This is a genomic window from Parazoarcus communis SWub3 = DSM 12120, assembly GCF_003226565.1.
Classification (GTDB): domain Bacteria; phylum Pseudomonadota; class Gammaproteobacteria; order Burkholderiales; family Rhodocyclaceae; genus Parazoarcus; species Parazoarcus communis.
Genome location: NZ_QKOE01000002.1, coordinates 70126 through 94697, shown reverse-complemented (window position 1 = coordinate 94697; position 24572 = coordinate 70126). Strand labels below are relative to the sequence as shown.

Genomic DNA, 24572 nt, shown 5'->3' with positions numbered 1-24572 from the left:
CCAGACTGAGATGGGTGAGTGGGAGAGCGCTATTGTTGCACAGCCCGACGAGCCTGAATGCGCCTGGGCCGTATCAGACCCACGTACTGACAGCAGAAAAAAGTACCAGCAGCCAGCCAAGCGCCTGCACGCGGCAGGATATCGGTGTTGCCCGCACCATCCCCTGGGCAAGATGGTCGAAACGAACATGCTTGCAGCAGTCTCGACGGCGGGCTCACGCTCACTGTTCAGTTCGATGGTGGCTCAGGGTTTCGTTTCGTGTCCATCCTGTGTCTGAACCAACCATGCCAACTTCAAGGCACACTCCAGGACACTTGAATTCGATTCCGGGCTCCCGACGTCCTTAACTTGATCTACGACAGCCTGAAGCGCAATGGCCGCACGGCTGGCCAGGGTGGCGCGCTGTTCCACCGTCAAGGTATGAGGCAGCCAGTCGCATTCGTGCGTGTAGATTCCGAGGCGCAGCGCGAGGTGCTGAAGACCGACGCCGACGGGATACTTGGATTGCCGCGTCTTGCTCACTTCTGCGATCAACTGCGGAAGATGTGCACCAGACGCCTTTTCGTACAAGCGCCGTACCCTGGCTGCACGCACTTCATCCTCGGTGACGGTTTCACCACGCTGCTGTCGCTGTATCAACTCGAGCAGGCGCGGCGGCGGTGTATATTCCCTTCGCATACCTCCACGCCCCCGCCCAGGATACTCCTGGTAAGGCCACCCTTCGTTGATCGCGATCGTCCGCCAGCCTTCCGAACTGGTCGGCATGCCGGGCAACCCGAGTCGGGCCAGGACTTGTGTAGAAAAAGCAGTTTCTTTCAAGAAAGCAACTTCTGTTTTTTAGTGGTAATCACAAGTTCCATGCTCTTTGGTGTTGACCAACTGGTATATGCTGCTTTATATTTGGATTAACTCAAAAAGCATTTAATAGAACTTCACTAGAACCCAACGGAGTATTGATATAGCATCACCAACCCTTGAAAAGGCCCTACGTCATGCTCCGCCAATACATCCGCTGTCACCCGCAATACAGCCTCTTCACGCCCTTGGCTTCGGTCGCAAGGCAGCTGATGCACCGCTATTACCGGTCGCCCCGACCCAGCCGTGCAATCTGCAAATATTCCGATTCTAACCCAGTGCACGTATCCCCTGCGCCTTCAAGCAGGCGACTCGCTTCATTACATCGTCATCATTCGTCCAGGGGCTTTCTTCGTCGCGGTCGGCGGACCCGCCATACCCCCCGGAAACGAACCGAATCTACACACGGAACCGGCATTCTTCATCGCATGCGGATACGTCTGCGTTACAGGTCCAGACATGCTGCAAGCCTCGGTCGAGCAGCGTGGCCCAAGACATAAACACGCACCAGGACTGGATTCAACAAACTCACATGCCGGATTGAATCGAGCTGGCAGGGCTGCCATGCGCATGATCAGACCCCCTGCACGATTGCGCTTCTGATTCTGGATGCGGATACCCCCATCGGCAACCGTAACGACAGTGCTCGCGACGGGCCTCGTGCGACCACAAAGACACTGGTACCCATGTTGAACAACGATAACAGCATGCGCCTGGCAATCGCCCTTGGGCTGATCACGGCATCCTCGCTTGGCCTGGTGATTGTGCAAGGCAGTGCTATTGCCATCTTCGTCAGCCTGATCGGACTTTCGATGGGGCTGCTCGGCACCCTCCATACCGTCAGGCGCCTCATGCCCGCCGAAACGGAGCTTCGCAGCCTTTCCCGTCGCTATGGCGAGTTGCAGCGTACCTACGAGAACATATTCTGCGACCTGCCTGCCGGCCTGATCAAGGTCAGTGATGATGGCCGGATTCTCGCCTGCAACCATCGACTGCTCGATCAACTGGGCTATTTCGACGAGATCGCCCTCGTCGGGCTGCAGGTCGACACCCTGTTTCCGGTGTCCGGGCCAGGCTTCCCCAAGATCGGCAGCAAGGACGTACATGCCATGATCCGGCGAAGCAGCGGAGACCTTCACCCGGTACGGATCGGTGTGGTGTCGGTCCCCATGGAATCCTCCACTTCGATCCTGATCTTCGTCGACGACGAGCAGGAAGTGGTTCGGCTGGACAACGAACGGCTGGCCTGGCTCGCCGTGGTTGAAGCTGCATCCACATGGGTGCTGCAGTTCAACGCCAACCATCAGCTGATCTACCTGAACCCGGCCGCGCGCCGCGCGCTCGGCAACAGCCTTCGTAGCGCAGGACGGACAGGTCCGGTGGACCTGGATGAGGTCATCACCATCACCGACGCCAACGAGGTCAAGGCGCTGATATCGGCAACCGAGACCGGATCGCACAGCAATCGCAAACTTTACTTCAGAACCGATACCGGGCAGTTCCGGACGCTTGTCGACGTCATCGTGCATCGTTGTGACGGTGAAGGAACCGCATGGTATTCGCTGGTTGCCTCCCCCTATCCCACCGCGCACGGAGAAGGTCCCGCCTGCGTCTGCCAGGGGGCCACGGTTCATGCATGTCCGCACCAGCCGTCCACACATGATCCGGTCGACTCACCACAACAGGACGAGATCATGTCCTCCCTGAGCAATCTGCTGCAGACCGGCCAGCAGGAACTTGACCTGTACTTCCAACCCCAGGTGGAATGCCCCGGGAACAGGATCGTCGGTGTCGAATGCCTGCTGCGATGGCGCCACCCGGAATTCGGCACCATTTCACCGCTCTGCTTCGTCCCGCTTGCCGAACATGCCGGCCTGGCCTACTGGCTGGACAACTGGGTGCTGGACACGGCGCTTGGCCACTACAGCAACTGGCAGGCATCCGGCATCCGGACACGGATGGCGATCAACATCTCGGCATGTTCCCTGTCCAACCCGGACTTTGCCGATGCGGTCGACCGCCTGCTGGACAAACACCGGGTTCCGGCTTCGCTGATCGAACTCGAGATCACTGAATCGGCGCTGATCGAACATCACGATCTCGCTACCCGCAATGTCCAGCAACTCCGGCAGAAAGGCATAGGCCTTGCACTGGATGATTTTGGTACAGGCTTCGCCTCGTTTGCGCGCTTGCAGTCCCTTTGCTTCGATCGCCTCAAGATCGACCGACGCTTCGTCAATGGCATGGCCTCCAGAAGTTGCAACGCCGCCATTGTCGATGCCACGCTGATGCTGGGCCGGTTACTCGGACAGGAGGTCGTGGCTGAAGGCGTCGAAAACCTCGACGATCTTGCATTGCTCGAGCGCATGGGTTGTACCTGCATGCAGGGATGGCTGTTCTATCCCGCCATGGACTCAGCCAGCTGCCAGGCGCTGCTGCTCAAGCAACAGGCCAGCACCGTCTCGTTCAGCCCTGACACATCTGCCGCTTCCGTATCCTGATGGACTATAAGCGTTTCACTATTGTCATTTTTTGATCCATAATGAGTACATACATGAACCCCGGAAGCGTCGGGCCTTCACCATGAAAATGAGACGTCATCATGCGCGCAGACATGCTGAATTCACTGCTCAGCCAACTCAACAGCAGTTCTACCGACATTGAAGCCTCCGCAATCATCTCGACAGACGGCTTGATCATTGCTTCCTTGCTGCCGGCAAGCATGGACGAAGATCGGGTGGGTGCCATGAGCGCAGCCATGCTGTCACTGGGAGACCGCACCGCACAGGAACTGGCACGCGGCACCATGGAACAGGTTCTGGTCAAGGGTGACAAGGGTTTCGTGCTGATGACCTACGCGGGTGAAAACGCCGTGCTCACCGTCCTGACCCGACCGGGTGCCAAGCTTGGCCTGGTTTTTCTCGACGTCAAGCGGACCGCACAGGAAGTTGCCCGAATGGTGGGCTGACGGAGACACCCGATATGGCTCAAGGCGCATTCTTCCTGCAGCGGCTGAACGACCATATCCGCTACTTGAACAACATCGAGGCCACACTGGCCGGTCGCGGCGACTTTACCGGCTGCCCTCATACCGCCTGCAAACTTGGTAGCTGGATGCACGGCACAGGCATGCAGGAGGTTGCGACTTGCGGCGACGACGCAACGAATATCTTCAAACAGTTGTTCGGACCGCACGAGGCATTCCATGAAGCCAGTCATCGCGCCCTTGCACTCAAGGAAAAGGGCGACCTCGAAGGCGCCGAACAAGCCGTCACCGAAATGCATCGACTGTCGTTTCAACTGGTGAATCTGCTGATCGAGCTGGATAAGGCCGGCACCCAATCCAGCCGCAGCCCCAAATAGCATTCCCTCACCACCGCCTGCAAACTTCGTAAGCCTACTCTGGACACCCGATGATGAGAGCTGACGTTGGATTCGTGCTGCCTGGACGCAAACATCTGCATCGTGCAGGTCGCGGACTGGATGTCGAGGAAACCAATCGCTGGTTTGCATTCCGGGTTGCCCGCCAGCCCCACGAACTACGCAGCCACGTGCAGCGCATCCTTCATCTTTACGACAAAGGCACTCCGACCCAGCTGGCAGGTGCGCTTGTCGATCTGTACCTGGTGCTCGGCAAGCGGGGTTGCGGACTGCGCCGCCACATGCTTGAACGGTGTTCCGATCGGCTGGACGAGATCGTGGCCCAGTGGCTGCAATTGAAGCTGGATCCAGGACTTGATCCACATGAGCCCATTCCCCCCGGTCTCGGATCCGTACTTGCCAGTGGGACCAGCGGTAACACCCGCTTTTCCATCGCGGACGATGGCACCGGAGAAGCCAGGCCAAGCAATGTCCTCAACATGGACGGCAGCACAGTCCAGGATCTGCTTTCGCAAGCCAGCGACCACATTCTTGAAGGACGAACCGATTCCGGACGTCATCTGCTCTCGCTCGGACTAAAAAAATGGCCTTCGGATCCGGCGCTATTCACCGCCTTGAGAAAGCTCGAGCACTTCCTCGATGAGGCCGATGCCCGGGCCTCAGCCAGACGACGATCATGAGCAAGGCGAGATGTGCCTTGCTTGGTATGGATCTTCAGACTCGCTACGCCTATGAGTATTTCTTCAGACAGTTCGGCGAGAATCGATACCTGCTTGCGGAGGATCCATCTCAAGCCAATATCCTGTTGATCGACATCGACACGCAGGAAGGCAGACGCCTGGCTCAGCACGACCTGAACTCGACCCCGATCAACTCGGTCGTGGTCGTCATCAGTGCCAATCGCGCACATCCCGAAAACGTACTGTTCCTGCAGAAGCCAGTCAGCCCCTCAGCGCTTTCCGCCACGCTCGAGCATGCAATCGAGCGCCTGCTGGCACAGGAGCGAGCCTCAGTCACGACAATACAACAGATCGCCGAGCCATCCCGCCTCGGACACGATCATTCGACCCGGGTCGCGGGAGTGGCGCTGGCCATGGACGATAGAGCGTTCAACCACTATCTGTTCCAGTCGGATAACACGACCGAAGGTAGCGCCACCACCTTTCAGCCCGACAACTACCTGTTCGGCGCCATGATGCAGGCCAGGCGCCTGTCGCGGGCACAAGGCAAGCCGGTCGAGATTCGCTGGGACCTCCCCGCCGTCAAGGTCGATGCATCGTCCCGCTGTGCCTGCACCGGAATGACGGACAAAGTTCTACGCTCCATCGCCCTGACACGCATACGCTTTCACCTTGTCCCCCTCGATCACGGCACCATCACTCGACCTACCGGCAGCGCAGCAGAAGCGCTGGATCCCCTGTTGTGGCGTCTTGCCATCTGGACCTCGCGCGGACGCCTCATCGAAGGCACCTCCGGGGACACACCGGTACGCCTGCGTCATTGGCCAAACCTGACGCGCCTGCTCGCCACACCGCACGCCATGCAGATCGTCCCCCTCTGGCTATCGGGCCAATGCTCCATCGATGAAACCGCACGCAAGCTGATGATCTCAGCCAGCGACATCCACGTCTTTCACACGGCATGCACTGCGCTCGAGCTGATCGATTCGCAAGATGAACAACGCATCCTGAAGCCCTCAGCCCCCAGACCGGACCTTGCAGGCGGCCAGCCCGACAGGCGCAAGCTGCTGTCCCGCATCCTGAAGCGGATCTTTTCGAGCCGCTCGGCAAACGAATACTCATGAGTCATCACAAGATCATTTTTACCGGCCCGGTGGGCGCGGGAAAGACAACCGCCATTTCATCACTTTCCGATATCGACCCTGTCAGAACGGATGCGCAGGCCTCCGATGAGACCGCCCGGCTCAAGCTGACCACCACCGTCGCGATGGATTACGGCCGGATCGATCTCGACGGCAATGGGCACATTCACCTGTACGGGACGCCCGGCCAGGCGCGATTCGATTTCATGTGGGAGATCCTCAGCGAGGGCTGCATCGGACTGGTCGTGCTGATCAACAACAATCGCCCCTCTCCACTGGATGAAGTCGAGTTCTTCCTGAAGGCGTTCCACACCTTGATCGAACAGACACGTTTTGTCGTTGGCGTGAGTCATATGGACCTGGCACCGCATCCATATATCGAGGACTACCACGCACATCTTGCAAGACTGGGATGGAATGTCCCGGTGTTCGAGGTCGACGCTCGCTCCAATGAAGACATGCGGACCTTGCTCAAAGCCCTGCTGTATTCAATCGATCCTGGCCTGATGGAGCCCGATGATGAATGAAGGTACCCGGGTCACGGGCTACTTCCTGCCCAGTCCGGCAGGTGCATACCACGCAGTCAGCATGAACAGGCCTGAACCGGCAGCGCAGTTCATCCTGCAAATACTGCAATGCGATCGCAGTCCGCGTGCCGAGCTGAACACGATCATGTCACTCAGCGGCCTCGACCGTACCGATACGACGACACTCATCCGGTCCATGCAGCAGGCAGGGTGGCTGGAAGGTTTCGACAGGCCGCTTACCGTACCCAATGAACCCTTCGAGATCCTGCTCCCCGATCTGCTGCCGGCACTCTCGACCACAGGCAAGGTTGTGCTGGCCGATCCCCAAGGCTTCTGCGTAGCCAATACGGGCTATCCGGAAGCCGTTGCCGAAGAGCTTGCCGCCCTTTCAGCCAGTCTGTGTTCCATTCACGACCGGAACATCGCCCTGCTTCAGGATGCGCTGGGCCTGGGTACATCCGCCTGGGGGGTGGTCAATGCATCAGGCAACAGCCAGGTAGGATTCTGGCCGGTTCACATTGGGATAAACCGTTTTGTACTGATCATTGACGCGATGCCTCGCTTGCATCACCCCTCAACCACTCGCCTGCTGTGGGCGCTGGTGCATCGCTACGGTCGGACTTGACCGCAGCGCCTCCTCGACCCCACGCCCTTGATGTCGACACAGGGTCTTGAAGATCCGCCTGCTCAACGTTTGCGGAGCATGCCCACCGCAACCAGCAAGACCACCGCACCCACGACCGAACCGATAAAGCCAGCCCCCTGTCCTGCGTGGTAAAGACCCAGCGCCTGGCCACCGTAGGTTGCAATCATCGATCCGCCAATACCCAGCAACGCGGTCATGATCAAACCCATCGGGTCATTGCCCGGTTTCACCATACGTGCAATCAGGCCAACAATCAGACCAATTAAAATCGTCGAGATAATGCCCATTCCTGACCTCCGGATGCATTGAAGTAAGTTGCACAGCCAGTCCATTACAGGCTCTCATTGCGCACGGACAGACGTTTTCCTGATCTCCGGCAGCCCATCCATTATTCACCCACAGGGCACAGGAATGCGTGTCGGTTTGAAACGGCTTGCCCCGCCACCAGGCCAGATCTGCAGATCAAGCACGATTTACCGCGGCCTGTCTGAAGCCTGAGCAACATCTCCGGTCATGATCCGCGATAATCCCTCCTTTAATGCCGCCAGATCCACATTCAGATGCCTACCTACGCCGTCATCGACTTCGAAACCACCGGCATGGCACCCAATCTTGGCGCACGGCCGACTGAAATCGGCGTGGTGCTGGTACGCGACGGCCAGATCGTCGATCGTTACCAGAGCCTGATGAATGCCGGCCTGTCAGTCCCCTGGGAGATTCAGCAACTGACGGGCATCACAACGGCGATGGTGCGGGCCGCCCCCCGGGTGGAGCAGGTCATGGCCGAAGCCGCCGAGTTCGTCGGTGCGCATCCCCTGGTTGCCCACAATGCCGCTTTCGACAGCAAGTTCTGGGATGCAGAGCTGGCCCGTGTCGGCCGCAGCCGTCCGGCAGACTTCATCTGCTCGCTGCTGCTGTCGCGGCGGATCTTTCCCGATGCACCCAATCACAAGCTGGGCACCCTGGTCAGCAGCCTGCGTCTGCCCGACACCGGGCGCTTTCACCGTGCGCTGGCCGATGCCGAAGCGACTGCGCACCTCTTCATGCGACTGGATGAAACCCTGCGTCAGCGTTACCAGCTGAAACGGGTGGAACATGATCTGTTGCTGGCCATCCAGAAGACGCCACGCAGTGGATTGGCGCGTTGCATCGGTCGATATTGCGGGCAGGCTGCCTGAGTCCGTTGCACACGCACCCGCCTGCCAACATGTGACAAGCACGTGGCAAGACTACGGAAGCACCTGATTGCTTGGTAGAATCCTGCCACCCGGCCGCTTTGATGCCATACATCCGGCCTGCCTCCCCGTTCACTACTGGCTGTCATCCCTTGTCCACTCCGTATCCACCCGAGCTCGTGCGCGACGTCCAGAAACGCCGCACCTTCGCCATCATTTCCCACCCCGACGCGGGCAAGACCACGCTGACCGAAAAGCTGCTGCTGTACGGCGGCGCAATCCAGCTTGCCGGTACGGTGAAGGCACGCAAGTCTGCACGCCATGCCACTTCGGACTGGATGGAAGTCGAAAAGCAGCGCGGCATCTCGGTCACCAGCTCGGTGATGCAGTTCGAATACCAGGGCAATACCATCAACCTGCTCGACACCCCGGGCCACGAGGATTTCTCCGAAGACACCTATCGCGTGCTGACTGCAGTGGATGCGGCGGTGATGGTGATCGACGCTGCCAAGGGTGTGGAAGCGCAGACCATCAAGCTGCTCGATGTCTGCCGCCTGCGCAACACGCCGATCATCACCTTCGTCAACAAGATGGACCGCGAGGTACGCGAGCCCTTCGAGCTGCTTGCCGAGATCGAAGACGTGCTCAAGATCAGCTGCGCACCGGTGACCTGGCCAATCGGCATGGGCAAGGCCTTCCGCGGTGTGTATCACCTGCTGCAGGACCAGGTGCTGACCTTCACCGCCGGCGAAGAACGCAAGAGTGATGCCGAAGTCCTGAAAGGCCTGCGCAACCCCGAGCTGGATCAGCGCTATCCGATGGAAATCGGCAAGATGCGCGACGATGTCGACCTCTTGAACGAGGCTTCGCCTCCTTTCGCTCTGGACGAGTTTCTTGCCGGCACCCAAAGCCCGGTGTTTTTCGGTTCGGGTATCAACAACTTTGGCGTTCAGGAAATCCTGCAGGCGCTGATCGACTGGGCCCCGCCGCCGCAAGCGCGCGACACAGGCAAGCGCATGGTGCAACCGGCCGAGCCCGCATTCACCGGCTTCGTGTTCAAGATCCAGGCCAATATGGATCCCAAGCATCGCGACCGTATCGCCTTCTTCCGCATCTGCTCGGGGCGCTACAGCTCGGGCATGAAGGTCAGGCATGTGCGCGCCGGCCGCGACATGAAGCTGGCCAACGCGCTGACCTTCATGGCCAACGAACGCGTGCTGAAGGAAGACGGCGTGGCTGGCGACATCATCGGCATCCACAACCACGGCCAGCTGCAGATCGGCGATACCCTGACCGAAGGCGAGGTGATCGGTTTCAAGGGCATTCCCTATTTCTCGCCGGAAATGTTCCGCGCCGCGCGCCTGCGCGATCCGCTCAAGTCCAAGCAGTTGCAGAAGGGCCTGCAGGAGCTGGGCGAAGAAGGTGCAATCCAGGTGTTCGAGCAGGAAGGCGGACAAATGCTGCTCGGTGCCGTTGGCCAGCTGCAGTTCGAAGTCGTCGCCCAGCGCCTGAAGGACGAGTACAAGGTCGATGCGATCTTCGAATCGGCCGACATCCACACCGCCCGCTGGCTGACCTTCCCGGATGAACTGACCCGGCGCAATTTCGAGCGTGAACAGGCCTTGCGTCTGGGCAAGGACGTCGATGGCAACCTGGTCTACCTGGCCAGCAGCCGCTACAACCTGGCGGTCACGATGGAGAAATGGCCCAAGGTCGGCTTCCACGCCACTCGCGAGCACGGCCAGGTGCTCGAGTAATGCCTTGCACATGATGGTGCTGCACCCTATCCCATCCAAGGTGCTGCCCTACCCTGGCGTAGGGCGGGGTGCCAACCCCGCCGCCACTGGTGCATGGCCTGCAAAATCGGTATGGCTGACGCCAGCCAGCGTACCCGCGCGGCCACAGACGGGATTTCATTCCGCCCTACACGCGATCCGGATTGATCAATCACACATCAAACACTTGACCGCATTGATCATCAGCACAAGGCTTGACCGGTCTGAACACATCATTCAGGCTCCCCAAATGGTGAGTGACGCTTGCAGGTGGAGCCAATGAGCGCCCCCGAGCACGATACCCGGCGCATCGGCCGGGTCATGAGCTGGCTGGCAGCGCTGGCGCTGCTGGGCGTGCTCTGGCTGTTCTTTGACGGCAAGGTGCAGGACCAGCACAACCCCAACCGCAACATCGTGGTCGAGCCCGGCAGCCAGGAACTGGTACTGCAGCGCAACCGCATGGGTCACTACGTGGCACCGGGCACGATCAACGGCCGTCCGGTCACCTTCCTGCTCGATACCGGCGCCACCCAGGTGTCGGTACCCGCTCACCTCGGTCCCGAACTCGGCCTGCAAGCAGGCGCCGCGGCACAGGTCATGACCGCCAACGGCACCGTTACCGTGCGCACCACGCTGATTGACGAGCTGGGTCTCGGCCCCTTCCGCGTGCGTCAGGTCCGCAGCCACCTGAACCCCGGCATGCGCGACGATCAGGTGCTGCTTGGCATGAGCGTACTCAAGCACCTGGAGTTCATCCAGCGCGGCGATACCCTGATCCTGCGGATGCCGGGTTAGACCAAACACCTTGCAAGCCTTGCGCAGTGTGCCGGTGCCCGGCAAGCTGACATCTGCCACGCGCCCGCCATGACCGTGACGGCGTAAATCTCCGCGTCCTGAATGCCAGCCTCCGGCCGTCGTGCCAGGACGTCCCGTGATCGCACATCTCAAGAGGACATGCCATGCAACTCAAGGACCCCACCCTGCTCCGCCAACACGCCTGGATCGATGGCCACTGGATCGAGGCTGACGACGGCAGCCACTTTGCGGTAACCAACCCGGCCGATGGCAGTGTGCTGGCACAGGTGCCTGACCTGGGCGCCCGCGAGACCCGACGCGCCGTCGCTGCGGCCAATGCCGCGCTGCCCGCATGGCGGGCACGTACGGCCAAGGAGCGTGCAGCGGTGCTGCGCAAGTGGTTCGAGCTGATCATGGCCAACCAGGACGACCTGGCCGTGCTGATGACTGCCGAACAGGGCAAGCCACTGGCTGAGGCACGTGGCGAAGTGGCCTACGGTGCCTCCTTCATCGAATGGTTTGCCGAGGAAGGCAAGCGCATCTACGGCGATGTGATTCCCTCACACGGTGCCGACAAACGCATCATCGTGCTGAAGGAGCCGATAGGCGTGGTGGCGGCAGTCACGCCATGGAACTTTCCGATTGCAATGATCACCCGCAAGGCTGGGCCGGCATTGGCCGCAGGCTGCACCATGGTGATCAAGCCCGCTGAGGACACCCCGCTGAGTGCGCTGGCGCTGGCGGTACTGGCCGAGCGTGCAGGGCTGCCGGCAGGCGTGCTCAACGTCGTCACGACGCTGAAGGCACCCGAAGTCGGTGGCGAACTGACCGCCAACCCCACGGTACGCAAGTTGTCCTTTACCGGTTCGACCGAAGTCGGCAAGTTGCTGATGAAGCAATGCGCCGGTACGGTGAAGAAGGTTTCACTGGAACTTGGCGGCAACGCCCCATTCATCGTGTTCGACGATGCCGACCTCGACGCCGCGGTCGCTGGTGCCATGGCGTCGAAGTACCGCAACGCCGGTCAGACCTGCGTGTGTGCCAACCGCCTGCTGGTGCAGGACGGCATCTACGACGCCTTTGCCGCCAGACTGGCCGAAGCCGTTGGCCAGCTCAAGGTCGGACCCGGATTGTCGGGAGAGGTCCAACAAGGCCCGCTGATCAACGACGAGGCGGTCGCAAAGGTCGAGACCTTGGTTGCCGATGCGCTTGCCAAGGGAGCAGGGCTGGCTTGCGGCGGCAAACGCCATGCCTTGGGTGGCACCTTCTACGAACCTACCATCCTGACCGACGTGACCCCACAGATGCGCGTCGCGCGTGAAGAGATCTTCGGCCCGGTGGCACCGCTGTTCCGCTTCCACACTGAAGACGAAGCGATCCGTATGGCCAACGATACCGAGTTCGGTCTGGCAGCCTATTTTTACGCCAGTCACATCGCCCGCATCTGGCGGGTGGCCGAGCGCCTGGAGTACGGCATCGTCGGCATCAACGAGGGCATCATCTCGACCGAAGTCGCGCCCTTTGGCGGGGTCAAGGAATCCGGTATCGGCCGCGAAGGTTCGAAGTACGGCATCGAGGATTACGTCGAAATGAAGTACCTGTGCATGGGCGGCATCCGCTGATCCACGGCGTGGAGACCCCGGTTTTTCCACCTGAATGGTGTGAGCAAACCGGGGGATGGCTGCCTGTATAAGCTGTGACCAGCCGTAGGGCAAAATTGTGGATAAGCGTGGAAAAGAGGACGAGGTCCGGAACCATCAACAATTCGTCCGTCGTAAACAGACAACTTGTTTACAGGGTTTAATTTTTTTAAACACCTGTTTTAAAAGTTTAAAACGACTTATCCACAGTTTTTTGCTGACTATTGTCTTTATAGTCTTTTAAATCTTTAAATACTGTGTACACCCTTTAAGACGGGCTGCCGCCTGCTGGCAGCAGCACTACTTATGGGGCCTGCCTGTCGGCAGATATCAGAACGGTGGGTCGTATGGCACCGCACTTGCCTCAGCAGCAGGGCTGATCGCAGTCGCCGCTGCAGGCACTGGCGTGGGCGCAACCGGTGCCTGCGAGATCGGATCGCTGTTCAACTCACCACCCAGTGCAGCAACCACCGCCGGCAGCAGATGACCCAGTTCGCCAGTCATCAGCGCAAACTCGGCGTTGAACAGCATCTCGGCGTCTTCTGCCTGACCTTCGATCTGATCACGGACCACATCGAGAAAATCCAGGCGCTTGATCTCGAGCTTCTCGGTCAGCACGAAGCTGACGCGATCATCAAACGTCAGCGCCAGCCGGGTTGGCAACTTGCCGGCTTCGAGGTGGCCCTTGACCTCGTCACCTTCGAGGGAATGACGGACATAGCGCACTGCTGCCTTGTCCTCGGTCACCGAACGCAGCTCGCAATCCTGATCGATGGTGAAACCCGCCGGCGCTTCGTTGCCAGCCAGCCAGTCGGCCATGGCCGACATCGGCGAGCGTTCGGTACGCAAGAGGGTGAGGGGAAAGCTGTCCAGGGTATGGCGCAGCTGCTCGAGCACATCTTCCGCACGTGCCGGGCTGGAAGCGTCGATGACCAGCCAGCCGCCCACCGGATCGATCCAGGCAAACATGCGACGACGGCGGGTGAAGGCGCGTGGCATCAGCTCTTGCGTGATCTGCTCGCGCAACTCCTTGAGCTGCTTGCGGCCAAGCTTGTAACCCTGCTGTTCAGCCAGCTCTTCCGCACGCTCGTCGGCCACCTGCTTGACCACCGAGGAGGGCAGCAGGCGGCTTTCGAAGCCAAGCGATACCAGCCACTGACCACCGACCGCATGAACGAGCACATCGTTGCCCAACGGTGACAGCCAGCCCCGGCTTTCCATATCCTGACTGCCGCAGGGATGGAACGGCTTTTTCGCCAGCTGTTCTTCGAGTTTCTCGATACTCATGTCCCAGTTGGCGGGCAGGCGATAGATTTGCAGATTCTTGAACCACATAGGTTTTTTCCTGTTTTGCAATGAAAGCCGTCGGCTGCCTGGCAACCGGCGGCGAATCGTGAAAGGTTTCAGTGAGGGCGACCGTTCTCGGCCAGGCGGCGGATCACCTGGACGGTATCGAGATCGGAGGCGTGATAAGCGGAGCGGACAAAGTCCGCGTACTGGCCATCTTCGCTACCGGCCCCCTCGGGCAGCGTGGTGACATAGCTGAAGCGCAGGAACAGGGCATCGACCTGCGGCTCTTCGATGGAGATGGTCAGACGGCCGCCTGCATGCTGTTCGGTCGCACGGGATTCAAAGCGTATCCACGACTGTGGGCACAGCGTGACTTCATCGTGAATCACCGCGCTACCGAAGCGCAGTTCCCGCGTGAGTACGGTGTCGGTGCGCTGCAGGATCACGCAGGCATCGAGACCTGGCAGAAAGGGGCGTGCGTCTTCGGCACGGTACAGCAGGCCGAACCATAGGGCATCGCGGGTGAGGCGGAATTGCAGGGGATTGGCGAGATCATTGACCTCGATCAGGTGTTCGAACTTCAAGAGGGACTCCCGAACCGGTCGGACGCATAGTTTACCCCGAGCACAAGACCGGCGTCCGTCTTGTCTGACGTGCCCTGGAGTCTTGCAAGGGCTTGATGCGACAGGTACTTGCGCTACCATGCCGGGCATGCAACTCGAACGACTTCTCCATGCTCAAGGGTTCGGCAGCCGTAAGGAATGCCGGGCCCTCATTCGTGCCGGCCTGGTTTCGGTGGCCGGCGTTCCCTGTGAAGACCCCAATGCCGACTTCGATCCGGGTTCCAGCAATGGTTCTCCAGGTCTGGAATTCAGCGTCGATGACGAAGTCTGGCACTTTCGCGCTCAACGCTACCTGATGCTGCATAAACCGGCAGGTTACGAATGTTCGCACAAACCGACATTCCACCCTGCCGTGTTCCGTCTGCTGCCGCCGCAGTTCTTGCCGATCAACGTGCAGTGCGTCGGTCGGCTGGACCAGGACACGACCGGCCTGCTGCTGCTGTCCGACGATGGTCAGTTCATCCACCACTGGAGCTCGGGCAAGAAGCGTACGCCCAAGGTTTATGAAGTGACGCTCAAGCACCCCGTGACTGATGACCTGGTCCGGCAACTGCTGGCCGGTGTCGAACTGCACGAGGACAACGAAGTGGTTGCTGCAGTCGCCTGCAGCCAGACGGGCGACCACACCTTGCAGCTGACTTTGTGCGAGGGCAAGTATCACCAGGTCAAGCGGATGATCGGTGCTGCCGGCAACCGGGTAGAGGGTCTGCATCGATCCCAGGTTGGCGGCCTGATCCTGGATCCGGCGCTGGCTCCCGGTCAATGGCGTTACCTGGAAGCCGCGGATCTGCAGCAACTGGCAGATCACCCCGAGTACTGAACCTGAACACAAGCCGGCCAGGATGACCGGCTTTTTTTCTGCATGGCTTCCGGCTTACTGCTGTTGGTGCGGTCTCGTAGGCCGAGTGTTTTGTTGTTCTAAGTTTCTATTAAATATAAAGATAAAGAAGTAAACAGTGCCCCGTTTTCTGTGGATAACTTGGCTCTGCCCAGGCGCTTCATGCGATGCAGGGCTTGATGGTTTGGTTGATAAATACTGTTCACAGGTGTGGATGAAATGTCCATGATTTTTACCGCTTTCGGTCGCGAAGCCTTTATCCACAAGCTCTCCCGGTTTGCTCCCATGAGTTGTGCACCGTCATGAGCTTTTCTGACCCATGTCGCATTGCACAATGGGCGATCTTCTGCCGGGTTGTGGATAATTTTGGGGATATCGGCGTGTGCTGGCGGCTTGCGCGCTGTTTGTCAAGTGAACACGGGCTGCAGCCGACACTCTGGGTGGATGACTGGGCAGCGCTCCGACGCCTGGTGCCCGCGGCTGAAATGCCGGATTCCATCGTCGATGGTGTCCGTCTGCGTCACTGGAGGGACGACTTTCCCGAGGTGGACGCCGCGGATGTGGTGATCGAAGCCTTTGCCTGCGAATTGCCTGCGTCCTACATCGACAAGATGGCGAGGAGGGTGCCGGCACCGCAATGGATCAACCTTGAGTACCTGTCGGCCGAACCCTGGGTGGAGGCGTGTCATGGACTGGGGTCGCCGCATCCCCGGCTGCCCTTGACCAAGCATTTCTTCTTTCCGGGATTCGATCCCAAGACCGGCGGTCTGTTGCGTGAGTGCGACCTGCTTGCCGAACGTGCAGCGTTTCGCGCGCAAGGCAGGGCGGCCCCCGCCTGGTTGGCGGCCATGGGGCTTGCCGATCTGCCTGCCGAGGCCTTGCTGGTCTCGCTGTTTGCCTATGAGCAGCCTGATCTGCCGCGGTTGCTCGAGCAGTGGCAGCAGTCCGGGACGCCGGTCGTGGTGCTGGTACCTGAAGGACGGGTGTTGCCCGATCTTGCCCGAGCCCTCGGTCGCGAACGGATCAAGGCCGGCGATCATGTTCAGCTGGACAGCCTGCGTGTGCAGGTGCTGCCGTTTTCCGAGCCATCGGCCTACGACCGCCTGCTGTGGGCCTGCGACCTGAACTTTGTCCGCGGCGAGGATTCCTTCGTCCGGGCGCAATGGGCCGGTCGGCCGCTGGTGTGGCAGATTTACCACCAGGATGAAGGTGTGCACCTGGACAAGCTCGAGGCATTTCTCGACCGTTATTGCAGGGGGCTGGGAAAGGAAGCAGAGATCGCGCTGCGCACCTTCTGGCGGGCCTGGAACGGCGTTGGCACGCCCGCAGAGGCATGGTCGGCTTACGTCGCTGTGCTGCCTGAACTGCGTGGCCATGCCGAGCGCTGGTGTGACGAGCTTGCACTTTGTGACGATCTTGCGACGGCCTTGACAAAATTCTGTTCCCACAGCGGGCGAACGGCGGGGTAGAATCCCGCGCCTAAATTTCAGTCCGTCCTGCGGCCTTTGCCGCGACGTCCAATTCTCGGGAAACAGCATGAAAACCGCTCAGGAACTCCGCTCCGGCAACGTCATCATGGTCGGCAGCGACCCGCTGGTGGTCCAGAAGTCCGAATACAACAAGTCCGGCCGCAACGCTGCAGTCGTGAAGATGAAGCTCAAGAACCTGCTCACCGGCGCACCGTCGGAATCGGTCTACAAGGCCGACGACAAGTTCGAAGTGGTTCAGCTCGACCGCAAGGAAGTCACCTACTCCTACTTCGCCGATCCGATGTACGTGTTCATGGATGCCGACTACGAGCAGTACGAAGTCGAAGCCGAGAACATGACCGATGCACTGAAGTACCTGGAAGATGGCTTGGCCTGCGAAGTGGTGTTCTACAACGGCAAGGCGATTTCGGTTGAACTGCCGAACAGCGTGGTGCGTGAAGTGATCTACACCGAACCCGCCGTCAAGGGCGACACCTCGGGCAAGGTCATGAAGCCGGCCAAGATCTCCACCGGTTTCGAGCTGCCGGTACCGGCGTTTGTCGAAATCGGTGACAAGATCGAAATCGACACGCGTACCGACGAGTACAAGAACCGCGTGAAGTAATTCTCGCGCAGTGTTCGCCAGGGGCCCCGAGTGGGCCCCTTGTTTTTTCATTTGTCGGAACTTGTTTGCAGTCTCTGTGGGTCTGATCCGGTATCGTCCCAGTTCCTTGTGTCGTCCATGTTGAAGTCGATGAAATCCCCTTACCTCGCCGCCCTGTCCCTGACTGCCCTGCTACTTGCCGGTTGTGCGCAGGAAACCCCGACCGAAAAGGCCGAACGTTCCGCCAAGGAGGCAGCCACTGCCGCAAAGGAAGCGCTGGACAAGGCTGGCGAGGCGGCACAGAAGGCGGGTGAGGCGGGCAAGGCCATCGTCGAGGCGGTGACCGCAACCGCGACCGAAAAGGTTGAAGCGGGCAGTGAACAGGCTTCTGAAGCCGCCGGTGTGGCCAGCGAGTCCGCCCGCGATGCCAAGGAGGCCGCCGAACAGGCCGCCCGGCGCATTGCCGACGCCACCCGTGAAGCTGCGCTGAAACTCAAGGATGCGGGCAAGGACGTGGTTGATGCGGTGCGAAAGCGGCCGGATGATGCTGCCGCGGAGCAGTAAATCCTGACCTGGGGCCGCGGGAGGCGGTGACTTTTCAAGTCGTCACCAAACGGTCCGCCGCGGTTTCGGGGATCAAGCCATGGCGGGCAGGGCTGACGCACCTACAATAGCGTCCTGCCACCGATTTCCCCATTCCCATGTCCGAAGCTGATCCCCGTTCCACCCCTGACGCCATCCGCATCCGCGGTGCGCGCCAGAACAATCTGCGCAATCTGTCGCTCGATCTGCCCCTCAACCAGCTGACGGTAGTGACCGGGGTGTCCGGCTCCGGCAAGTCCTCGCTGGTGTTCGATACCTTGTATGCCGAGGGTCAGCGTCGCTATGTCGAGACCTTTTCGCCGTATGCGCGGCAGTTTCTGGACCGGATGGACAAGCCGCAGGTGGATCGTATCGAGGGCGTGCCGCCGGCGATTGCGATCGATCAGACCAGCCAGGTAAGGACCTCGCGCTCGACGGTGGGCACGATGACCGAGCTCGCCGACCATTTCAAGCTGCTGTATGCACGTGCCGCGCGTCTGCATTGTCGCAGTTGCGGTGAGCCGGTACGTCGGGATTCCACAGACAGCATTGCGGCAGATCTGCAGCAACGCTGTGCGGCGGCGGGTGATCCGCGACTGGTGATCTGTTTTGCAGTGACGATACCGAAGGCCTACACCGAGGCTGAAGTCACCGCCTTGCTCAATGTACAGGGCTACACCCGCATCCACCGCCGGGACGAAGGTAGCGATGGAGATGTGCTGCAGGTGGTGCAAGACCGTTTCCGCTTGTCGTCAGCAGAGCCGTCACGCCTGGCAGAAGCGCTGGAAGCTGCCTTGCGGCTGGGGCATGGACGGCTGACCGTGTTTGCCAGTGGTGACGGCGTGGTGCAGGGGGAGGTGGCCTGGCGCTACTCCGATGGGCTGCACTGTGCCGACTGCGACATTCATTACAACGACCCCAGCCCGGGTCTGTTCTCGTTCAATTCGGCAATCGGTGCGTGCGAGACCTGCCGGGGTTTCGGTCGGGTGATCGGGGTGGATTTCGGGCTGGTGGTGCCGGATGAGTCCAAGACTCTGGCCGAAGGCGCGATCAAACCCTGGCAGACCGAGAGCTACAAGGAATGTCAGCAGGACCTGGCCAAGATGGCGAAGAAGGCCGGGGTGGCGATGGACATTCCTTTCCGCGACCTGCCGCCGGAGCACCGGCGCTGGGTGCTGGAAGGCGACGAGAAGTGGAAGAACTGGGACAGCTCCTGGCCGCGCTACTGGTATGGCGTGCGTCACTTCTTTGCCTGGCTCGAGACCAAGGCTTACAAGATGCACATCCGGGTGCTGCTGTCGCGTTATCGCAGCTACACCGAATGTCCGGCTTGCCACGGTGCCCGACTCAAACCCGAAGCGCTGTTGTGGCGCTTGCCGATGCAGGATGGTCCGGGCCTGGCGATACACCAGTTGATGGCGCTGCCGGTGGATCGTATCCGTCAGGCCGTGGATGCGCTGGTCTTTCCGGGAATCGCCGATGAGGCGACTGAACTGGTGCTGGGCGAGATCCGCAGCCGGCTGACCTATCTGGCCGATGTGGGACTGGGGTACCTGACCCTGGACCGGCAGTCACGCACCTTGTCGGGCGGTGAAGTGCAGCGCATCAACCTGACGACGGCGCTGGGTACCTCGCTGGTGAATACCCTGTTCGTGCTCGATGAGCCGTCGATCGGCCTGCATCCGCGTGATATCGGGCGGATTCTTGGGGTGATGACGCGTCTGCGCGATGCCGGCAATACCCTGGTGGTGGTGGAGCACGACCCGCAGGTGATGGTGGCTGCGGATGAACTGCTGGAGATCGGACCGGGGCCGGGCGAGCGTGGCGGCAATATCGTTGCGCGCGGCACGCCGGCCGAAATCACCGCCAATCCTGACTCCATTACCGGGCCCTGGCTGGCTGGCAGCAAGCGTATCGATGTGCAGCGTCCGCCGCGACCGGTTTGCGATGACACGCCGCGGCTGCGTCTTGTCGGGGCCTGCGAGCACAATCTGCGCAACCTGACGGTGGATTTTCCGCTCGGCCGCATGACCTGTCTGACGGGCGTATCGGGGTCGGGCAAGTCGACGCTGATCCAGGACGTACTGTATCCGGCACTGGCCAAACATTTTGGCGAGGCCGTCGAGACGCCGGGGGCATTCGAGCGCCTCGAAGGTGTGGATAAGTTGCGTGGTGTGGTGATGGTCGATCAGTCGGCGATCGGCAAGAGTTCGCGTTCCAATCCCGTGAGCTATGTGGGTGCCTGGGATTCGATCCGCAACCTGTACGCCGCACTGCCGCAGGCCAAGGAGCGTGGCTATTCGCCGGGCACCTTCAGTTTCAACTCGGGCCACGGTCGTTGCCCGACCTGTACCGGTTCGGGTTTCGAGCATGTCGAGATGCAGTTCCTGTCCGATGTGTGGCTGCGTTGTCCGGATTGCGATGGCAAGCGCTATCGCCCGGAAATCCTCGAGTTGCAGTGGCGTGGCAAGTCGGTTGCAGATGTGCTGGACATGACGGTGCGTGAGGCGCTGCAGTTTTTTGATGATCAGCCCAAGGTACTGGCTGCACTGGCGCCGTTGGCTGATGTCGGGCTGGATTACCTGCGCTTGGGGCAACCGGTGCCGACCTTGTCCGGTGGCGAGGCGCAGCGCCTGAAGCTGGCAGGTCATCTTGCCGAGGCGGCGCAGAAGAAGTCCGCGCGCAAGGTCCGGCCTGTGGATAACCTTGTTGAGAAATTTGTGGACAAGGTGGAGCCCGGTCTGCTCTTCCTGTTCGACGAACCGACTACCGGCCTGCATTTCGAGGATGTCGCCACCTTGCTGGGCGCCTTCGACAAGCTGTTGCAGGCGGGGCATTCGCTGATCGTCATCGAGCACAATCTCGATGTGATTGCAGCCGCCGACTGGATCATCGACCTGGGGCCGGAAGGAGGCGAGGCGGGTGGACAGATCGTGGCCGAGGGCCCGGTGGACGTGCTGCGCGCGCATCGGCTGTCGCACACTGCTGCAGCCTTGCGCGACTACGCCGAAGCGCTGGCGCGAACACGGGCGGCACCTTTGATCCTGGCCGAGCCAGCGGTTGCTTATCGGACGCTGGCGGCACCCGAGATCGAGATCCGCCATGCCCGTGAGCACAATCTGAAGAACATCAGCGTGTCGATTCCACGTGACCGTTTCACCGTGGTGACGGGCTTGTCTGGCTCGGGCAAATCCACACTGGCTTTCGACATCGTGTTTGGCGAGGGGCAGCGTCGCTATCTGGAGTCGCTCAATGCCTATGCGCGCCAGTTCGTGCAACCGGCAAGCCGTCCGGATGTGGATGGCCTGTTCGGCATTCCGCCCACGGTGGCGATCGAGCAGCGTACCAGCCGTGGCGGGCGCAAGAGCACGGTAGCGACGCTGACCGAGATCCATCCCTTCCTGCGCCTGATGTACGTCAAGCTTGGCACCCAGTACTGCCCCGACTGCAATGTGCCGGTCACGCCGCAAAGCTTCGAGGCCATTGTCGGCCAGATCCTGCGTGAACACCGTGATACATCGGTCGAAGTGCTGGCGCCGCTGGTCAGTAACCGCAAGGGTTTGTATACCGATCTTGCGAAATGGGCACGCGGAAAGGGGCACACCCAGTTGCGCGTCGATGGCGAGTACCTGCCGACTGCCAAGTGGCCACGGCTGGATCGCTACAAGGAACACACCATCGAGTTGCCGGTTGGCATGGTGGTGGTGCAGCCGGCGTCGGAAACCACACTGCGCGAGTTCGTGCAGGTCGCGCTCGAGCACGGCAAGGGTGTGTTGAAGGTGCTGGAACTGGGTAAGCTTGGCGCCCAGCCGGTCACCTTTTCGACGCTGCGTGCCTGCCCGGATTGCGGCACGGGTTTTCCGGAGCCGGATCCGCGCCTGTTCTCGTACAACGCCAAACATGGCTGGTGTCCGAAATGTTATGGCACCGGCCTGAAGACCACCAGCCGGATCGAGGATCCGGATGCGCTCGATCTGGGTGATGCCGAAGAGATGGTGAGCGAGGACGAAGCCTGTCCGGCCTGTGAAGGTGCGCGCCTGAATCCGGTTGCGCGTGCAGTGCGCTTCCGTGACCGCGGCCTGCATCAGCTGGCTGCGTTGCCGGTGGATAAGGCAGCGGGCTTCTTCAGTGAATTGGAACTGAATGCACGCGAAACCGATATTGCCCGCGATCTGATCAGCGAGATCCGTGGCCGGCTGGATTTTCTCCGTCACGTCGGGTTGGGCTACCTCGCACTGGACCGGGCTGCACCGACCTTGTCCGGGGGCGAGGCTCAGCGCATCCGGCTGGCGGCCCAGCTGGGCTCCAACTTGCGTGGCGTCTGCTATATCCTCGACGAGCCGACCATTGGCCTGCATCCGCGTGACAACCGTCTGTTGCTCGACACGCTGGAGGCCTTGCGCGACCGTGGCAACACCCTGCTGGTGGTGGAGCATGATGAGGACACCATCCGCCGTGCCGATCATGTCATCGACCTTGGTCCGGGTGCGGGGGTGCGCGGTGGCCGGGTGGTGGCCGAAGGTGACGTGGCAGCCTTGCTGGCCGCGCCGGAGTCGGCGACCGGCGCTTGCTTCCGTCAGCCCTTGCAGCATCCGATGCGACCACGCCGTGAGGTGGCTGAGCGTCATCCGGCGATCCGGGTGGAGGGGGCCGATCTGCACAACCTGAGCGATGTGACGGTGCAAATTCCCTTGGCACGGCTGACGGTGGTGACCGGCGTGTCCGGGTCGGGCAAGTCCTCGCTGGCGCGCGATGTGATCCATGCCAACTTGCGTGCCCGTCTGGGCGATCCGGAGGCGACGCGGGCGCGGCGGAGAGGTCAGGCGCAACCGGACGAGGTGGATCAGCCGCTGGTGGGTTGCCGTGCGCTGCAGGGCTGGCAGCAGGTTGGTCGCGTGCTGGAAGTGGACCAGACGCCCATCGGCAAGACGCCACGCTCCTGCCCGGCAACCTATGTGGGTTTCTGGGATGCGATCCGCAAGCTGTTTGCCGACACCTTCGACGCCCGTACCCGGGGCTGGAATGCATCGCGCTTCTCCTTCAATACCGGGGCTGGGCGGTGTCCGGTATGCGATGGTGCGGGTCAGACGACGGTGGAGATGAATTTCCTGCCCGATGTGAAGACCCCTTGCGAAGCCTGTGGTGGCGCACGTTTCAACCCGGAAACATTGTCAGTGCGCTGGCGCGACAAGACCGTGGCCGAGGTTCTGGCGATGCCGGTAGACGAAGCGGTGGGCTTTTTCGCCGCACATCCGGCAATCGCCCACCCCTTGCAGCTGCTGCAGGATGTCGGCCTGGGTTACCTGACCCTGGGGCAGCCCAGTCCGACCTTGTCGGGCGGAGAGGCGCAGCGCATCAAACTGGTGACCGAGCTTGCCAAGGTGCGCAGACGTCCAGGAGAGGCGAGCGATACCGGAGGCGTACCCTTGCCGGCCGACAAGCACAGCCTTTATGTGCTGGATGAGCCGACGGTGGGCTTGCACATGGCCGATGTGGATAAGTTGATCCATGTGCTGCACAGGCTGACTGATGCCGGCCATACCGTGCTGGTGATCGAGCATGACCTGGACGTGATGGCCGAGGCCGACTGGTTGATCGACCTGGGGCCGGAAGGTGGGGATGGAGGTGGCCGGGTGGTGGCTGAAGGGCCGCCCGAGGTGGCAATGGCGATACCGGCTTCGCACACCGGGCGTCACCTGAGGGAGTTTCTCGACTTGCGTCGCGGAGGGGATTGAGCCGGTTTCGGCTCAGGCGTCGTGCCTGTGTTCCGAAACCATTTCAGGCTAAAGGGGTCTTTAGCCCCGACGCTTTCTTTTTTCTGAGATTTTTCAATGAATACCAAACATGTCCGGGTATGGGACCTGCCTACCCGATTGTTTCACTGGTTACTGGTGGTGTTGATGATTGGCGTGTTCGTCACTGGTCTGGAAGGTGGCAACCTGATCGTCTGGCACGGGCGTCTGGGGGTTGCGATTGCCGGTCTGCTGGCCTTCCGGCTGGTATGGGGGTTTGTCGGTTCGACCTATGCGCGCTTTGCCCATTTCGTTCCTGGCCCCGGCCGGATCAGGGCCTACCTGAAGGGCGAATGGGAAGGCCTGGGGCACAATCCGCTGGGCGCCTTGTCGGTGCTGGCACTACTGGCGGTCGCAACGTTCCAGGTGGTCAGCGGGCTGATGTCGAACGACGACATTGCCTTTGAAGGGCCGCTGTACGCGCTGGTCAGCAAGGACACCAGCGATTGGCTGACAGGCTTGCATCGGCTCAACATCTGGTTGATTGGGGCCCTGGTTGCGCTGCATGTGGCTGCCATCCTCTTCTATGTTCATGTAAAGAAGGACAACCTGGTCAAACCAATGATCACCGGGGTCAAGGCCGTCGAGGATCCTGCCGCGCAAGCGGCCAAGGGCGGTGGGCTGGTGGCTTTCATTATCGCGCTTGTGTTTGCGAGCGGAACGGTATGGGCCGCAACGGGCGGTTTGTTGTCGCCTCCCCCTCCCCCTCCGCCGGCCCAGGCCGCGCCCGCCTGGTGAGGATTCGGAGACTCCAAAAT

At 60.8% G+C, this 24572-nt stretch carries 21 protein-coding genes; 17 read left to right on the top strand and 4 right to left on the bottom strand.

The genetic code is table 11. The features are described 5' to 3' along the window. Nucleotides 1–243 precede the first annotated feature (243 nt). On the bottom strand, nt 244–819 hold the full coding sequence (locus DNK49_RS04090; RefSeq protein ID WP_133255084.1) for a hypothetical protein: 576 nt from the start codon (nt 817–819) through the stop codon (nt 244–246). 722 nt (nt 820–1541) lie between these two features. On the opposite strand from DNK49_RS04090, the gene DNK49_RS04085 reads away from it, so the two are divergent. The 7 genes from DNK49_RS04085 (at nt 1542) to DNK49_RS04055 (ending at nt 7210) form a co-directional block, all read left to right on the top strand. After that, on the top strand, nt 1542–3356 hold the full coding sequence (locus DNK49_RS04085; protein WP_110523064.1) for an EAL domain-containing protein: 1815 nt from the start codon (nt 1542–1544) through the stop codon (nt 3354–3356). Nucleotides 3357–3457: 101 nt separating this feature from the next. Continuing rightward, entirely contained in the window at nt 3458–3823 is a 366-nt protein-coding gene (locus DNK49_RS04080) for a roadblock/LC7 domain-containing protein (protein ID WP_110523063.1), read from the top strand. A 14-nt stretch (nt 3824–3837) separates the two neighbouring features. Then, the gene (locus DNK49_RS04075) at nt 3838–4218 is read left to right on the top strand and encodes a CZB domain-containing protein (protein WP_110523062.1); all 381 of its coding nucleotides are present in this window, start codon (nt 3838–3840) and stop codon (nt 4216–4218) included. Between the two features lie 50 nt (nt 4219–4268). Next, nucleotides 4269–4916, top strand: coding sequence for a hypothetical protein (locus DNK49_RS23900; protein WP_133255083.1), 648 nt, complete (start codon nt 4269–4271; stop codon nt 4914–4916). After that, entirely contained in the window at nt 4913–6040 is a 1128-nt protein-coding gene (locus tag DNK49_RS04065; protein ID WP_133255082.1) for a hypothetical protein, read from the top strand. The genes DNK49_RS23900 and DNK49_RS04065 overlap by 4 nt, the downstream gene beginning before the upstream one ends. Next, nucleotides 6037–6585, top strand: a complete 549-nt coding sequence (locus tag DNK49_RS04060) for a GTP-binding protein (protein ID WP_110523059.1) — start codon at nt 6037–6039, stop codon at nt 6583–6585. Before DNK49_RS04065 ends, DNK49_RS04060 begins: the two co-directional genes overlap by 4 nt. Then, nucleotides 6578–7210: a hypothetical protein gene (locus tag DNK49_RS04055; RefSeq protein WP_110523058.1), complete on the top strand. Its 633-nt coding sequence runs from the start codon at nt 6578–6580 to the stop codon at nt 7208–7210. Before DNK49_RS04060 ends, DNK49_RS04055 begins: the two co-directional genes overlap by 8 nt. A gap of 62 nt (nt 7211–7272) precedes the next feature. On the opposite strand, the gene DNK49_RS04050 is transcribed toward DNK49_RS04055, so the two are convergent. Continuing rightward, a complete protein-coding gene (locus DNK49_RS04050) occupies nt 7273–7518 on the bottom strand; it encodes a GlsB/YeaQ/YmgE family stress response membrane protein (RefSeq protein WP_110523057.1) in 246 nt (81 codons plus the stop codon). Nucleotides 7519–7791: 273 nt separating this feature from the next. Here DNK49_RS04050 and DNK49_RS04045 point away from each other — a divergent pair, with 273 nt between their 5' ends. The 4 genes from DNK49_RS04045 to gabD all read left to right on the top strand — a co-directional run bounded on the left by DNK49_RS04045 (nt 7792) and on the right by gabD (nt 12598). Then, the gene (locus tag DNK49_RS04045; protein WP_110523056.1) at nt 7792–8409 is read left to right on the top strand and encodes a 3'-5' exonuclease; all 618 of its coding nucleotides are present in this window, start codon (nt 7792–7794) and stop codon (nt 8407–8409) included. Nucleotides 8410–8510: 101 nt separating this feature from the next. After that, nucleotides 8511–10163, top strand: coding sequence for a peptide chain release factor 3 (locus DNK49_RS04040; protein ID WP_110523055.1), 1653 nt, complete (start codon nt 8511–8513; stop codon nt 10161–10163). Between the two features lie 297 nt (nt 10164–10460). After that, nucleotides 10461–10976: a retropepsin-like aspartic protease family protein gene (locus DNK49_RS04035; protein WP_110523054.1), complete on the top strand. Its 516-nt coding sequence runs from the start codon at nt 10461–10463 to the stop codon at nt 10974–10976. 164 nt (nt 10977–11140) lie between these two features. Then, nucleotides 11141–12598, top strand: coding sequence for an NADP-dependent succinate-semialdehyde dehydrogenase (gene gabD, locus DNK49_RS04030; protein ID WP_110523053.1), 1458 nt, complete (start codon nt 11141–11143; stop codon nt 12596–12598). Between the two features lie 348 nt (nt 12599–12946). Here gabD and DNK49_RS04025 read toward each other — a convergent pair whose 3' ends face one another. After that, entirely contained in the window at nt 12947–13951 is a 1005-nt protein-coding gene (locus DNK49_RS04025) for a recombination-associated protein RdgC (protein ID WP_110523052.1), read from the bottom strand. 68 nt (nt 13952–14019) lie between these two features. Continuing rightward, nucleotides 14020–14490 (bottom strand): SRPBCC family protein, encoded by a 471-nt coding sequence (locus DNK49_RS04020; protein WP_110523051.1) that lies wholly within the window; start codon nt 14488–14490, stop codon nt 14020–14022. A gap of 118 nt (nt 14491–14608) precedes the next feature. On the opposite strand from DNK49_RS04020, the gene DNK49_RS04015 reads away from it, so the two are divergent. The 6 genes from DNK49_RS04015 to DNK49_RS03990 all read left to right on the top strand — a co-directional run bounded on the left by DNK49_RS04015 (nt 14609) and on the right by DNK49_RS03990 (nt 24552). Beyond that, nucleotides 14609–15349 carry a 16S rRNA pseudouridine(516) synthase gene (locus DNK49_RS04015; RefSeq protein WP_110523050.1) on the top strand — a complete coding sequence of 247 codons (741 nt, stop codon included), beginning with the start codon at nt 14609–14611 and terminating at the stop codon, nt 15347–15349. A gap of 320 nt (nt 15350–15669) precedes the next feature. Beyond that, a complete protein-coding gene (gene earP / locus DNK49_RS04010) occupies nt 15670–16836 on the top strand; it encodes an elongation factor P maturation arginine rhamnosyltransferase EarP (protein WP_110523049.1) in 1167 nt (388 codons plus the stop codon). 67 nt (nt 16837–16903) lie between these two features. Then, nucleotides 16904–17461: an elongation factor P gene (efp, locus tag DNK49_RS04005; protein ID WP_110523048.1), complete on the top strand. Its 558-nt coding sequence runs from the start codon at nt 16904–16906 to the stop codon at nt 17459–17461. A gap of 129 nt (nt 17462–17590) precedes the next feature. Further along, complete coding sequence (locus DNK49_RS04000; RefSeq protein ID WP_243632230.1) at nt 17591–18004, top strand: hypothetical protein; 414 nt, start codon at nt 17591–17593, stop codon at nt 18002–18004. A gap of 137 nt (nt 18005–18141) precedes the next feature. Beyond that, the gene (gene uvrA / locus DNK49_RS03995) at nt 18142–23757 is read left to right on the top strand and encodes an excinuclease ABC subunit UvrA (RefSeq protein WP_110523046.1); all 5616 of its coding nucleotides are present in this window, start codon (nt 18142–18144) and stop codon (nt 23755–23757) included. A gap of 96 nt (nt 23758–23853) precedes the next feature. Further along, the gene (locus DNK49_RS03990; protein WP_110523045.1) at nt 23854–24552 is read left to right on the top strand and encodes a cytochrome b/b6 domain-containing protein; all 699 of its coding nucleotides are present in this window, start codon (nt 23854–23856) and stop codon (nt 24550–24552) included. Nucleotides 24553–24572 lie beyond the last annotated feature (20 nt).

What these genes read in the sequence shown, in the direction of transcription:
- earP (WP_110523049.1), top strand. Translation starts at nt 15,670, where the DNA reads ATGAGCTTTTCTGACCCATGTCGCATTGCACAATGGGCGATCTTCTGC.
- DNK49_RS04000 (WP_243632230.1), top strand. Translation starts at nt 17,591, where the DNA reads ATGAAATCCCCTTACCTCGCCGCCCTGTCCCTGACTGCCCTGCTACTT.
- DNK49_RS04060 (WP_110523059.1), top strand. Translation starts at nt 6,037, where the DNA reads ATGAGTCATCACAAGATCATTTTTACCGGCCCGGTGGGCGCGGGAAAG.
- DNK49_RS23900 (WP_133255083.1), top strand. Translation starts at nt 4,269, where the DNA reads ATGATGAGAGCTGACGTTGGATTCGTGCTGCCTGGACGCAAACATCTG.
- DNK49_RS04015 (WP_110523050.1), top strand. Translation starts at nt 14,609, where the DNA reads ATGCCGGGCATGCAACTCGAACGACTTCTCCATGCTCAAGGGTTCGGC.
- DNK49_RS04080 (WP_110523063.1), top strand. Translation starts at nt 3,458, where the DNA reads ATGCGCGCAGACATGCTGAATTCACTGCTCAGCCAACTCAACAGCAGT.
- DNK49_RS04055 (WP_110523058.1), top strand. Translation starts at nt 6,578, where the DNA reads ATGAATGAAGGTACCCGGGTCACGGGCTACTTCCTGCCCAGTCCGGCA.
- DNK49_RS03990 (WP_110523045.1), top strand. Translation starts at nt 23,854, where the DNA reads ATGAATACCAAACATGTCCGGGTATGGGACCTGCCTACCCGATTGTTT.
- efp (WP_110523048.1), top strand. Translation starts at nt 16,904, where the DNA reads ATGAAAACCGCTCAGGAACTCCGCTCCGGCAACGTCATCATGGTCGGC.
- DNK49_RS04040 (WP_110523055.1), top strand. Translation starts at nt 8,511, where the DNA reads ATGCCATACATCCGGCCTGCCTCCCCGTTCACTACTGGCTGTCATCCC.
- DNK49_RS04035 (WP_110523054.1), top strand. Translation starts at nt 10,461, where the DNA reads ATGAGCGCCCCCGAGCACGATACCCGGCGCATCGGCCGGGTCATGAGC.
- DNK49_RS04065 (WP_133255082.1), top strand. Translation starts at nt 4,913, where the DNA reads ATGAGCAAGGCGAGATGTGCCTTGCTTGGTATGGATCTTCAGACTCGC.
- gabD (WP_110523053.1), top strand. Translation starts at nt 11,141, where the DNA reads ATGCAACTCAAGGACCCCACCCTGCTCCGCCAACACGCCTGGATCGAT.
- DNK49_RS04045 (WP_110523056.1), top strand. Translation starts at nt 7,792, where the DNA reads ATGCCTACCTACGCCGTCATCGACTTCGAAACCACCGGCATGGCACCC.
- DNK49_RS04085 (WP_110523064.1), top strand. Translation starts at nt 1,542, where the DNA reads ATGTTGAACAACGATAACAGCATGCGCCTGGCAATCGCCCTTGGGCTG.
- DNK49_RS04075 (WP_110523062.1), top strand. Translation starts at nt 3,838, where the DNA reads ATGGCTCAAGGCGCATTCTTCCTGCAGCGGCTGAACGACCATATCCGC.
- uvrA (WP_110523046.1), top strand. Translation starts at nt 18,142, where the DNA reads ATGTCCGAAGCTGATCCCCGTTCCACCCCTGACGCCATCCGCATCCGC.
- DNK49_RS04050 (WP_110523057.1), bottom strand. Translation starts at nt 7,518, where the DNA reads ATGGGCATTATCTCGACGATTTTAATTGGTCTGATTGTTGGCCTGATT.
- DNK49_RS04025 (WP_110523052.1), bottom strand. Translation starts at nt 13,951, where the DNA reads ATGTGGTTCAAGAATCTGCAAATCTATCGCCTGCCCGCCAACTGGGAC.